Here is a 12,515-nt window from a genome sequence, read left to right as displayed (position 1 = left end):
ACCGGGTGGGTCCGGGTGGGTAATGTGAAACGGGAGGAACCATGAACGAACACGACGCCCGGGCGGCGGTACAGTCGGCGATCGGCAAGGTCGCACCGGACGTGGACCTCGCCGGCGTGAACGAAGACGCCCGGCTGCGGCAGGACCTCGAACTCGATTCGCTGGACTTCCTCCGGCTGGTCGAAACGATCGACACGGCCACCGGCGTCGACATCCCGGAGCGGGACTACCCGGAGGTGGCCACGGTCAAGGGACTGATTGGCTACCTCGCAGCCCACGGCTGATCCCGGCCCGGTCGCCGGGCCCCGGCTAGGGGTGCGGCTGGGGCCGGGCTTAGGCGCGCCGGGCGAACGCCGGCGCGTGTTCCGGGCGCGGCCCGAAGGCGATAAACCGGGGCAGCAGGTGTCTGATGGCCGGGCTATGGCGTGCCACGGACAGCAGGGCCGCCGGCGCCCCGGACCGTTTCCCGATCATGATCGGCTCGAACAGGAGCTTGTGCATCACCCGTTGGCCGGTTTGCACTACGACGGTGGGCAGCCGCCGCCGTCGTTGGACTTTCGCCAGTTCCGTGCGTGGCACCTTGCCCCGAAGCAGTGCCGGGGCAAGGATCGCTGCGGCTGCGGCGGCGTCCTGGATGGCGAGGTTTATCCCCACGCCGCCGGCCGGCGACATGGCGTGCGCGGCGTCGCCGATGCAGAGGAGTCCGTCGACGTGCCACTGGCGCAGCCGGTTAAGACGCACGTCCAGCCAGTGCAGTTCCGCCAGCGAGGCGATGGCCCCCACCCGGTCCGCGAGGTCTGGGCGCAGGGCGGCAACCCGGTGCCGGATTCCCTCGACTCCCTCGGCCCGGATCCTGGCATCCGCGCCCTTGGGCGCCAAGTACCCCAGCTGATAGTAGTCGCTGCGGTTTAGAGTCACCAAGGCCTCGCCCCGGCCGAATGCGGGAACGATTCCCGCCACGGCACCCGATTCGGAGGAATAGCGGGGCAACCGGAACCACCAGGTATCAAAGGGCACGGGGTATTCTTTCGGCGCGAGCCCGGCCGCGCGGCGCAGCGTGGAATGCCGCCCGTCGGTGGCAACCACCAGATCCGCCCGGAGCTCTCCCCCGGCACCGTCGGCGTTTGTGTACTTCACACCGGCGACCCGGCCCCCGTTCCGCACCAGCGCCGTGGCTGTATGGCTCATCCGCAGCTCAAAGGACGGTTCCTGGGCGGCGGCGCCGGCCAGGAAGTCCAAGAAGTCCCACTGCGGCATCATGGCAATGTAGTTGTAGGGCGCAGGCATCGAATCGAAGTTCCCCACCGTCACCGGCGGACCTCCGGGCACCGGGAAAGCGATGCTGCTGAGCCGGCTTTGGGGCAACCGGCGGAACTCGTCGCCCAGGCCCAGCTCGTCGATCAGCCGGATTGTGGACGCATGGACGGTGTCGCCGCGGAAGTCCCGGAAGAAGTCGGCATGCTTCTCCAGTACCGTAACGCGCACTCCGGCACGGGACAGCAGCAACCCAAGCATCATGCCTGCCGGACCCCCGCCGACCACCACGCACCCGGTCGTCTCCATGGCCATACGCTACTCCTGCCGGGGGTGCCGCGGCAGGGGCCAACGCGGCGGGAATTTGCTCCCTGCAAAGCCTCATCCGCGGGGTCGGGCGGGGCGACACAGTTGAGTCCGGTTGACACCTCTGGCTAGGCTTTGGTTCATGCGTGACATCCAGGCGAAAATCATCGAAGAAATGGGCGTGCAGCCCCGGATCGATCCGGCCGGGGAGGTGCGCAAACGCGTCACGTTCCTCAAGGACTACCTGAAGGCGACCCACACCAAGGGATTCGTCCTGGGCATTTCCGGCGGACTGGATTCGTCCCTCGCCGGCCGGCTGGCCCAGCTCGCCGTCGAGGAGTTGGCGACCGAAGGTGTGGATGCGAACTTCGTTGCCGTCCGCTTGCCTTACGGAGTGCAGCGCGATGAAGACGACGCCCAGGCCGCCCTGGACTTCATCCAGGCCAAAACCGAGTGGACATTCAACATCTCGGCCGCCGTGGACGGCTTCGAGGACGAATTCGAGAAGACCGTGGGCAACGGGATCTCCGACTTTCACAAGGGCAACACGAAGGCGCGGACCCGCATGATCGCGCAATACGCCCTCGCCGGTGAGCACAACTACCTGGTGATCGGCACCGACCACGGCGCGGAGTCCGTGACCGGCTTCTTCACGAAGTACGGCGACGGCGGCGCCGACATCCTGCCGCTGTTCGGGCTGAACAAGCGCCAGAACAGGGCGCTCCTTGCCGAGCTCGGCGCCCCGGCGCGGATCTGGGAGAAGGTCCCCACGGCCGACCTCCTCGACGGTCAGCCCGGCCGCACCGACGAGGACGAGCTGGGCCTGAGCTACGACACGATCGACGACTACCTCGAAGGCCGCGACATCCCGGTGGCAGCAGCCGAGCTGATCGAGCAGAAATACCTCCGCACCCGGCACAAACGAACCGTCCCGGTCACCATCTTCGACACTTGGTGGAAATAGCCGCCCCAAGACCCGCTCCGCCCGGGCACCGGCCTATTTGGCGCCCTGCAGCAGGGTGGAGATCCGGTGCGCCTCGTCCATCAGGAGGCGGCCCAGCATCTCCTGCCGCTCGGCACGGAAGCGCTGCTCGATGCCGGTCAGCGACAGCGCCCAGGCGGGCCGTCCGCGCTGGTCGAAGACCGCTGCCCCCATCCCCCAGCTGCCTTCCAGCACGAGCCCGGGGTTGACCGAATAGCCAGCCTGCCGCGTCGCTTCCAAGTTCTCCCGGACCAGGGACCGGGTGTGGGCGGCCGCAAAGCTGCCGGCGTGCGCTGTCCAGCCGGCCAGCAGCTCTTCCTGCTCCGCCTCCGGCAGGAATGCCATGATGGCGGTCCCGGCGGAGGCGACCCCGATCGGGAAGCGGACGCCCTCGTGCAGCACAAAGGACCGCACCGGGAAGCTGCCCTCCTCCCGGAGCAGGCACACCGTCTCGGCGCCGCGCCGGATGGAGAAGAACGCGCTTTCGCCGGTCTCCTCTGCGAGCCGGCGCAGGCTGGGCCGGGCGATCTCCTCGAGTGGAAAGCGCGCCGACGCCACAGAGCCCATCAGCAGGATCTCCGGACCCAGCACCCAGTTGCCGCTGACCGGGTCCTGGTCCAGCAGGCCCTCGGAGGCCAGCGAGGAGAGCAGCCGGTGCACGGTGGGGCGGGTGAGCCCGGATTCCCTGACGAGTTCAACGAGCGGGGATCCTTCCGGTTTCCGCCCGACAATACGCAGCAGGGAGGCGGCGCGGCTGACGACTTGTGCGCCCTGGACCGGTAATGAAGTCATCTTCTTCCTCGGGTTTTGTGTTCAATCGTCTTAAAGTATCCATATTGTGGACAGTCATTAGCCTACCGTCCACACTGTAAAAATGGCACTATGGAGGGCAAAATCATCCATTGACAGCCCCCTTTTTGGCACCGTAGGCTCCAACAGCAGAGGAGCAGTCCACAAAGTGGATTGCGTCAACAGCTCAATGAGGAGATGCAGATGTCAAAGCTGAAATCCGGCGCGGCAGCCGCGCTGCAGGACGTGCTGCGGGACGGCATGACGCTCGCCGTCGGAGGCTTTGGCCTCAGCGGCATCCCGGCCGACCTGATCGAGGCGGTACGCAATTCCGGTGTCAAAGACCTCACAGTGGTCTCGAACAACATGGGCGTGGACGGCAAGGGCCTCGGCATCCTGATCGAAGCCGGCCAGGTCCGCAAGGTCATCGCCTCCTACGTGGGCGAGAACAAGCTCTTCGCCGAGCAGTACCTCGCCGGCAAGCTGGAGGTCGAGTTCACCCCGCAGGGAACCCTCGCCGAGCGCCTACGCGCCGGCGGCGCCGGCATCCCGGCCTTCTACACCAAGACCGGGGTCGGCACCCTCGTCGCCGAAGGCAAGCCGCTCGCCGAATTCGACGGCGAAACGTTCGTCCAGGAACGCGCCATCAAGGCCGACGTCGCCCTGGTCCACGCCCACACCGCCGACACCGACGGCAACCTGATCTACCGCTACACCGCCCAGAACTTCAACCCGGTGGTCGCGACGGCGGGTGTCGTGACCGTCGCGGAGGCCGAGGTAATCGTTGAACCCGGCGCGCTCGACCCCAACCACATCGTGACGCCCGGCGTTTTTGTCCAGCGCCTCGTCCGGGCCAACGCCCGGGTCAAGGACATCGAACAGCGCACGGTCCGTCCCCGGGCGGAAGCGGCCGACGCCACAGAAACCGCACCCGTTCCGGCCTGAGCGCCGCCCTTACTTTCTTCAGGAGAATCATCATGGCTTGGACCCGGAATGAAATGGCTGCCATCGCGGCCGAAGAACTCAACGACGGCGACTACGTCAACCTTGGCATCGGCATCCCCACGCTGGTCGCCAACAACCTGCGTGAGGGCGTCCGCGTTGTCCTGCAGAGCGAGAACGGCCTGCTTGGCATGGGACCGTTCCCCTTCGAGGGCGAGGAGGACGCGGACCTCATCAACGCCGGCAAGCAGACCGTCACGGTCCTCCCGGGCGGCAGCATCTTCGACTCCGCAGCATCTTTCGGCATGATCCGCGGCGGGCACGTCAAGGTCGCGATCCTCGGCGCCATGCAGGTTTCCGGCGGCGGCGACCTCGCCAACTGGACCATCCCCGGCAAAATGGTCAAGGGCATGGGCGGCGCCATGGACCTCGTTGCCGGCACCCCGCGCGTTGTGGTCCTCACCGAGCACAACGCCAAGGACGGCACCGCCAAGATTGTCAGGGAATGTACCCTGCCGCTGACCGGCCTGAGCTGCGTTGACCGCATCATCAGCGACCTCGCCGTGTTTGACCTTGAAAAGGTCGACGGCGGACGGAAGCTCACGCTCACCCGCCTCGCCCCGGGCGTGACTGTCGAGGAAATCCGCGAAAAGACGGAAGCCGATTTCGACGTCGCGCCCTCCGTCGACACAACCCCCACCCTTGAAGGAGCCACAGCATGAGCCTGCGCGAACAGTTCGGCAAGGATGTCCTGCTGACCGGCTGGGGACACAGCCGCTTCGGCAAGCTCACGGACGAGACCCTCGAGTCCCTGATCGTGCAGGTCGCCACGGAGGCGATCGCCAACGCCGGGATCGAGCCGGGCCAGATCGACGAGATCTACCTCGGACAGTTCAACTCCGGCATGATGCCGCTGGCCTTCCCGTCCTCGCTGGCGCTGCAGGTCTCGGAGCAGCTGGCCAACGTCCCGTCCACCCGGGTCGAGAACGCCTGTGCCTCCGGGTCGGCAGCGTTCCAGCAGGGCACCAAATCGCTGCTGGCCGGCACCGCGAAAACCGTCCTGGTGATCGGCGCCGAGAAGATGACCCACGCCGGGGCCGATGTCGTCGGGGCGGCGCTGCTCGGCGCGGACTACGACATGGCCGGTAAAGCCTCCAGCACCGGCTTCACCGGGCTGTTTGCCGAGGTCGCCAAGCATTACGGGAAGCGCTACGGACCGATCTCGGACGTGCTGGGCACCATCGCCGCGAAGAACCACCGCAATGGCGTCGACAACCCCTACGCCCAGCTCCGCAAGGACCTCGGCGAGGAGTTCTGCCGGACCGTTTCGGACAAGAACCCGATGGTCGCCGACCCGCTGCGCCGCACCGACTGCTCGCCTGTGTCCGACGGCGCCGCCGCCGTCGTGCTGAGCGTCGCCCCCACCGGCGGGGCCACTGCACCGGTCCGGCTCGCCGGGTTCGGCCAGGCCAACGATTTCTTCCCGGCCGAGCGCCGCGATCCCACCGCCTTCGCCGCGACGCGGGTCTCCTGGCAGCGCGCGCTGGGGATGGCCGGCGTGGGGCTGGAGGATCTGGACTTCGCTGAGGTGCATGACTGCTTCACCATCGCCGAGCTGCTGATGTACGAGGCCATGGGACTGACCGAACCGGGCCAGGGCTCGCGCGCTATTGAGGAAGGCTGGGTCTTCAAGGACGGCAAGCTGCCAGTCAACGTCTCCGGCGGACTCAAGGCCAAGGGCCACCCTGTGGGCGCCACCGGCGTCTCGCAGCACGTCATCGCCGCGATGCAGCTCACCGGCACCGCCGGCGGCATGCAGCTGCCCATCGCCCGCCGCGCCGCCGTGCAGAACATGGGCGGCGTCGGCATCGCCAACTACGTCAGCGTGCTTGAAGCGCTCTGACGCCAACGCGGGTCAGATACAGCCGATGCCGGGCGTCGGAATGGGCCGTATCTGACCCACGTTGGCAGAGCTGCCGGCGCTCGGGAGCCTGGGACCCGCACGGAGGAGTTGCCAAGGGTCACACCTGTCTTAGGCGCCGCCGTTCCCATAGAATCTCAGAGGGCCAAATGCATTCCCGGCGACCGCCGGACCACAAGGAGGTGGCGGATGCCGACAGGACCACCCAGTGCGTCAAGCAAGTTTCGCGCGCCCGAGCCGGTTGGCCAGTGGGTCCACCGCACGAGACTGACTGAGATGCTCCACTCGGACCGGAAACGGCGGCTCGCGTTGATCCATGCCCCGGCCGGATTTGGCAAGTCAACCCTTGCCGCCCAATGGATGGAATTCCTCGCGGCCCAGGACCTCGTCACCGTCTGGCTGTCCCTGGACCGCGATGACAACAACACCATCTGGTTCCTGTCACATCTGCTTCAGGCAATCCGCAAAGCCCGTCCCGGACTTGACGAGGAACTGCAGCAATTACTGGAGGAACGGCCCGACGACGCCGAGCACTATGTGGTTCCCGCGCTCATCAACGCCATCGATGAGGGCGGCCAGGACATCGTCATAACCCTGGATGACTGGCACCTGGTCACGGAGCCCAGGACCAGGGCGGTAGTGGAACGGCTGCTCGAAGCCGGCGGCTCGCATCTGTCCTTCATCATCACCAGCCGCAACCGCTCGGGCCTGCCACTGGGGCGGCTGATGGTGCGGGACCAGCTGATCGAGGTGGACGCCGTCGCCTTGAGGTTTGATGAAAACGAGTCCCAGGACTTCCTGGTCGGGATCAACCGGCTCGATCTGGATGCGGGAGACCTGGCTAGCCTCCACCGGACGACTGAGGGCTGGATCGCCGCGCTGCAACTGGTTTCCCTGTCCCTCAGGGACCACCGCGGGGCCTCAGACCTGATTGAACGGCTCTCCGGCAGGCACGCGTCCATTGGTGAGTATCTCGCCGAAAACGTCCTCGACACCTTGGACCCCGAAACACTGGATTTCCTCCTGATGACCTCGGTTCCGGAACGCCTCTGCGCGGGGCTGGCGTCCGCGCTCTCAGGGGTGGAACTGGGCCAGGCCATGCTGGAGAAGATCCAGGCGCAGGATCTTTTCCTGCAGCCGCTCGACGACGACGGCACGTGGTACCGCTATCACCACCTGTTTGAGGACTACCTGCGCCGCCGCCTGGAGCGCGACTACCCGGGCCGGACCGGGGAACTGAACCTGGTCGCTGCCCGCTGGTATTCGGAAAACGGATTCCCCAGCGACGCTGTGGACCATGCCCTCGCCGCCGGGGACGTTGAGCTCGCCGTGGAAATCGTCGAACTCCGCGCGATGTGGCTGGTGGAGCACTCGAGCATGTCGACCCTGCTGGCACTCGTCAGCAAGATCCCGGCCGACCATGCGGCCGGCCAGGCCCGGCTCCAGACGGCAATAGCCTGGGCCCATACACTGCTGAACCAATCCGGGGCGGCGCAGAGGGCCTTGAACCTGGCCGAAAGCGTGATGCCCGCCGATGCGACCCTGACCGAACACGACCGTTTTGAGCTGGGCGTCGAAGGGCTCGTTGTTCAGAGCTGCATCGACATGTACGGCGACAGAGTAAACCACGTGGATGAACTGGACGGGAAGTGCTTCGCCCAGGCCAACCTGCTCCGGCCCTGGATCGTCTCGGTGGCAGCGAACGTGTCAACGTTCAAGAAGATCCACGACGGCGATTACCGTCTCGCCCTGGAGCAACAGCGCTGGGCCGCGAAGTTCCACGGCCTCACCTCGGGCCCCTTCAGCGGAGTGTATGGACACTGTTTTTCCGGTCTTGCCGCCTACGCCCTGCTTGATCTGGACCGCGTGGACCAGCACTTCACCGCGGCCGTGGAGCTCGGCCGGCGCAAGGCTGGACGATACTCACATGCAGCGCGGCTGGCGGGAGCGATGATGGGCCAGCTCCTTTATGAACGCGGCGAACTCGACAAAGCGGAGAAGTTGCTGGAAGAAACCCGCGAGCTGGGTTCCGAAGGCGGGGTGGTGGACTTTATGGTGTCCACATACGCCACGCTGGCAAGAATAAAGGCACTCCGGGGGGACACCCCACGGGCCCGGGAAATACTCGACGAAGGCGATCTGGTGGCCGACAGCCTCGGCCTTGACCGGCTTAGGCTGGTCATGAATCTGGAACGCGTGCAGTTGGGAATCGGCCCCCGGGCGATCGACGCCGAACCAGACCGTGCCCTACCGGGCGCGGCAGCTGTCCGGGAACCGGCGGACATCACCGGACCACGGCTGGAAGGGCTGGCCGAGGCCAAGGCCCAGATACAGCTGGCCACGCAGTTGCGATCCGCCATGGCTGACGCCGGTCACGGGAGCCAGGATTCCCCGGGCAAATTGGACACGGTGACCGGCGCCCGCCGCCTGCTGGCGCGGGCCGCCGCCTACTTGGGGCCGCGGGCAGAACTTAATGCCCGTATCCTACTGGCGGCCGCGCTTGAACAGGCGGGGAACCGTAAGGAAGCGGAATCGACGCTATGGCCTGCCCTGGAGACGTGTTCCCGGCTGGGCCTCGTCCGGCCCGTCCTCGATGGCGGCCCAAGCTGCCTGGAACTGGTGCGGGCCACTTCGGCCAGGCTGCGACGCGAGCCCGCCCCGGAGCTGGGCAGCCCCGAACTGCCGCGTTTCCTCAGCATCCTCATCCGGTTGGAAGCGCAGGCCAGGACCAACCGGGATGCAGGGTGGTCAGCGGAGCCGGTCCCTCCCCCCGGCACGGGCACCACTGTTCCGGAACCGGGCTTGTCACAACGCGAACAGATGATCCTGCGCCTCGTCGAGAAGGAACGGTCCAACCGCGAAATCGCCCAGGAGCTGCATCTGGGCATCAACACCGTCAAGTGGTATCTCAAGAGCCTGTTCAACGCTCTGGGCGTCAGTGACCGAAGGGCCTGCGTCACAGAGGCCCGACGGCGGCACCTGCTGCCCAAGTAACCAGGGGGCTACTACCCCAGGGTTTCCAGCCTGGCCAGCACGCCCTCCGGAGAAGCCGCGCTGGGGATGTCGCCCAGGTAGAAGTCCCCGGCCGGGAGTTCCACGCCCGTCTCCAGCCAGAACCCGGCAGGAATATAGGCGCCAACCGCGGTGTCCCCGTGCAGTCGCGCCTGGTCGTCGTCGAGCTGCCCCAGCGTCCACCGGTAGTTGCTGGCCAGATTGGCAATCGGAGTGTAGGCCTCCAGCGGAACGTGCACGCCGCGGGACGCGCCTGCAGCCGTTCGGTTATCCAGCAGAAGTCCCGCGACGGGCAGCGCCGCGAACGCCCGGAGCCAGTCACTGACATACATGGAGGCATTCTCGGCGTTGTCGGCGTCGAGGTCGGTGGTGCCGTCCGCGCCCGAGAAGTGGTGCGTTCCGGTGAGCCAGGCCATCGGCGACGGGATGCGCAGCACCACAGGCTGGCGGGCTGTCTTGGTGAACACAGTAACGAAGTCCAGCACCGCGCGGTTGAGGTCGTCGTCGTCCAGCAACGTCCGCAGCGCGAAACCTGTCCGGGATCTGGCCGCCATGCCGGACTCGAGCCCGGTGTTGCCGGTGGTCAAATGACCGTACAGCCGGTTCAGGTCCAGGAGCGCGACGTCCGGCCGGAGCAGCCCCTGTGCCTGGGCAAAGAATGCCGCGTAGGCAGTGGCGTTGTCCCAAGGGACAGGCCGGCCACGAAGAATGACGGAGGCTGCGTACTCGTGGTGGTCAAAGACCACGGCTTTCGGCCGCCCCGACGGAGGGCAGGCAACAACGTTGGCGAGGGTGGTGGCAGTGGAAGTGGTCATGACGTCTTTCTCCATACATTGGCGAATAAAGGCTTTCAGCGCCGCACCGTCCTGGATGGGGAGGATGCGGCGCTGAAGGGTTCGTGAGTTGCTGCGTCCCGGGCCGGGACGTGCCGTAGCGGGCTAGGACTTACGGTGGACAACTTCCCCGTGCTTCAGTTCGAGCTCACGGATTCGGTCCTCCAGGGCGCTGATCTTGACTTCCCTGCGGTCTGGAAGCATGATCAGCGGCAGCTTGTCGATGGTCGCCTTGACCCGCTCCGGTCCGTTGTTGGTGAAGTGGGTGGCTGTGAGTTCCTCCGTGTCGTCGCCCCAGGACCCGTAGTAGAGCAGGTCCTTCGGGGGCTCGGCCTTCACGTATCCTTCGAGGAATTCCTTGTACGGCTTGCCACGGGCGATCCGGGCCTGCCGTGAGTCGTGGCGCAACTGGGTGGTTGCCTCTTGGTCCACCACGAAAGTCTCAGGGTCCCAGACGACGCCGTAGATGCTGGTGGCGACCTTCGGTGAAATGCGGCCGAGTTCCAGATCCTTGGCCACCGCCTCCGGATCACGTTCCAGAACGTCGCCATACCCTCCGCCGGAGCCCTGGGCAATCATGTACATCTCGCCATCCTTGGCGACGTCGAACTGCAGGCCCATATGGGAAGTGGTGTACTTGCCGCCCTCGTAGGGCTGCTCGTTCATGATCCGTTCCATGGACAAATCGAACTTGCTGGAGTCCTTGCGGATCACGTCGTAGATGTTGATGCCCTTGACCATGGCCAGCGGCGTCGTGCTGCAGCCGTAGCCGCCGAACATTCCCGTCACGGACGAGAACTTGGATCCCGAGGTGACGGTCATGAAGCCCCACATCGGCGTTCCCTCGGCGGCAACGATCATCTCGTAGCCCATGCCGCCGCTGTTCTTGCCGAAGCCCTGGTTGTCGCGGACGATCCGCTTGCTGACCAGCTGCATAAAAGGAACTTCCTCCTCCATGACTTCCTGTTCAGCGGTGTCAGCCATGGCGCAGAACAACGGTGAGACGGCGTCCTCACCGTCGCGGAAGGCCTTGGCACCGCCGCCCATGCCGTTGAGGTCGGCACACAGGTTGCCCACCTGGTCGCCGTGCTGGGTCAGGCCTCCCCACAGGAAGGTGTTGATCTGGTTGAACCACGGAGCGAGGACGTTGGAGAACTTCTCCGGATTGGAGAACTGCATCTTGGCAAAGGCAGTCTGCAGGGCAGAGAATCCCCGGAACGACGCCTGCAGCGACTGCCCCATCGGAGCGTCGTAACCAGCGTCGGCCCACGTGTGTTCATCCGAGATGATGTCGATGGGTGACATCGCCGAGGTACAGCGGGGCAGGTCAGGCCACCAGAACGCCAAGATCGCCTGCATCATCATCGACTTGACCGAGCACAGCGGGGAGTTGATGGCCCGGTTGAGGATTTCGGGACCCGTCCCCCTTAGATCCACGGTCATTTTGTCTCCCTTGACCGTCACCTTGCAGGCGAACTTGATCAGGATGTTCTCCTTGAGGGTGGAGTCCATGAACTGGTTGAAGGACACGGTCCCGTCCGGCAGTTCACTGATGCGGCGCTTGACTTCCTGCTCCACGTCTTCAACGGTGACGCGCAGGGCAGCGACGAAGGTCTCCACTCCCACTTCGTCGATGATGCTGTCGACGCGTTCCTGGATGCGCTGGACGGCACCGATCTTGACCTTGAGGTCAGCCAGTTGCAGCTTGGGATCGCGAACCGAGTGCTGCAGGAACGTCAGCAGGTCCCGGCGCAGATCGCCCTTTTCAACGATCTTGAACGGGGACATCCGGAGTCCGTCGTCGAACGGGGTCTCGGAGCCCGAGGGCATTCCGCCGGGCTCGCAGGCCCCGTTTTCGCCTTCGTGAATGGTCGCTGCGACCCAGGCGATGATCTTTCCCTCGCGGAAGATCGGCATGATCATGGACTGGTCTGTATTGTGGACGTTTCCGTACCGGGCATCGTTGTGGATGAATCCATCGCCGGGGTTGATCCCCACCGTCGGCTCGTCCTTCCAGTACTTCATGATGTAGCGGATCGGGTGATGCAGGATCGCCGAGAACGCGATCACACCGTGGCAGGACAGGTAGGTGACGTCCCCTTCGGCGGTGTAAATCGCCGTCGTCAGGTCCCCCATTTGGCACCGGGAGCGGCACCCATGGCCTCGCACATTTCGTAGCCCTCATCCAGGGCGCCGGCGAGGCGCTTGCGGATGCGGTCCACTTTGATCGGGTCCACGCCCTTGGAGATGCACTCCTCCTCGTAAGCGGAGCGGGACGTGATCTGGTGGCTTCGCATGATGGCCGGGTCCGGGCCGAGGAACAGGGTTGTTTCGTCCATAAATTGGGCCACCCACTGCTGCTCCTGGGCAGTCAGCGGCTGGGAAGCGTCGTCGGCTGTATCTCCGGCTTTGCCGGCAGTGCTGCGTTCATTTGCTGTAAGCGTCATTGCTGTCGAGCTCCTTCAATGGGATGAGC

General features: G+C 65.5%; 11 protein-coding genes. 6 read left to right on the top strand and 5 right to left on the bottom strand.

The features are described from left to right. The first annotated feature begins 41 nt into the window (after positions 1-41). Positions 42-284: a phosphopantetheine-binding protein gene (locus QI450_RS00330; protein WP_226773383.1), complete on the top strand. Its 243-nt coding sequence runs from the start codon at positions 42-44 to the stop codon at positions 282-284. Positions 285-333: 49 nt separating this feature from the next. On the opposite strand, the gene QI450_RS00325 is transcribed toward QI450_RS00330, so the two are convergent. Further along, positions 334-1,563 (bottom strand): FAD-dependent oxidoreductase, encoded by a 1,230-nt coding sequence (locus tag QI450_RS00325; protein ID WP_226773384.1) that lies wholly within the window; start codon positions 1,561-1,563, stop codon positions 334-336. A 139-nt stretch (positions 1,564-1,702) separates the two neighbouring features. Here QI450_RS00325 and nadE point away from each other — a divergent pair, with 139 nt between their 5' ends. Beyond that, entirely contained in the window at positions 1,703-2,524 is an 822-nt protein-coding gene (gene nadE / locus QI450_RS00320; RefSeq protein ID WP_226773385.1) for an ammonia-dependent NAD(+) synthetase, read from the top strand. 33 nt (positions 2,525-2,557) lie between these two features. Here the strand turns inward: nadE and QI450_RS00315 are convergent, their stop codons facing one another. Further along, on the bottom strand, positions 2,558-3,334 hold the full coding sequence (locus QI450_RS00315; protein WP_226773386.1) for an IclR family transcriptional regulator: 777 nt from the start codon (positions 3,332-3,334) through the stop codon (positions 2,558-2,560). 201 nt (positions 3,335-3,535) lie between these two features. Here QI450_RS00315 and QI450_RS00310 point away from each other — a divergent pair, with 201 nt between their 5' ends. The 4 genes from QI450_RS00310 (at position 3,536) to QI450_RS00295 (ending at position 9,188) form a co-directional block, all read left to right on the top strand. Continuing rightward, positions 3,536-4,276, top strand: a complete 741-nt coding sequence (locus tag QI450_RS00310) for a CoA transferase subunit A (RefSeq protein ID WP_226773387.1) — start codon at positions 3,536-3,538, stop codon at positions 4,274-4,276. Between the two features lie 32 nt (positions 4,277-4,308). Further along, a complete protein-coding gene (locus QI450_RS00305) occupies positions 4,309-4,995 on the top strand; it encodes a CoA transferase subunit B (protein WP_226773388.1) in 687 nt (228 codons plus the stop codon). Next, on the top strand, positions 4,992-6,176 hold the full coding sequence (locus QI450_RS00300) for an acetyl-CoA acetyltransferase (protein WP_226773389.1): 1,185 nt from the start codon (positions 4,992-4,994) through the stop codon (positions 6,174-6,176). Before QI450_RS00305 ends, QI450_RS00300 begins: the two co-directional genes overlap by 4 nt. Positions 6,177-6,470: 294 nt before the next feature. Further along, a complete protein-coding gene (locus tag QI450_RS00295; protein WP_226773390.1) occupies positions 6,471-9,188 on the top strand; it encodes a LuxR C-terminal-related transcriptional regulator in 2,718 nt (905 codons plus the stop codon). An 11-nt stretch (positions 9,189-9,199) separates the two neighbouring features. On the opposite strand, the gene QI450_RS00290 is transcribed toward QI450_RS00295, so the two are convergent. From QI450_RS00290 to QI450_RS00280, 3 genes are all read right to left on the bottom strand, one after another. Beyond that, positions 9,200-10,021, bottom strand: a complete 822-nt coding sequence (locus QI450_RS00290) for a hypothetical protein (protein ID WP_226773391.1) — start codon at positions 10,019-10,021, stop codon at positions 9,200-9,202. Positions 10,022-10,144: 123 nt separating this feature from the next. Continuing rightward, positions 10,145-12,175 (bottom strand): hydantoinase B/oxoprolinase family protein, encoded by a 2,031-nt coding sequence (locus QI450_RS00285; RefSeq protein ID WP_282468070.1) that lies wholly within the window; start codon positions 12,173-12,175, stop codon positions 10,145-10,147. Continuing rightward, positions 12,163-12,486: a hypothetical protein gene (locus QI450_RS00280; protein ID WP_282468069.1), complete on the bottom strand. Its 324-nt coding sequence runs from the start codon at positions 12,484-12,486 to the stop codon at positions 12,163-12,165. The genes QI450_RS00285 and QI450_RS00280 overlap by 13 nt, the downstream gene beginning before the upstream one ends. Positions 12,487-12,515: the final 29 nt, after the last annotated feature.

The organism is Arthrobacter sp. EM1 (genome assembly GCF_029964055.1).
In the GTDB taxonomy this organism is placed as follows: Bacteria; Actinomycetota; Actinomycetes; order Actinomycetales; family Micrococcaceae; genus Arthrobacter.
The sequence above is the reverse complement of the archived record's forward strand: the minus strand, read 5'-3'. Positions and strand labels throughout refer to the sequence as shown.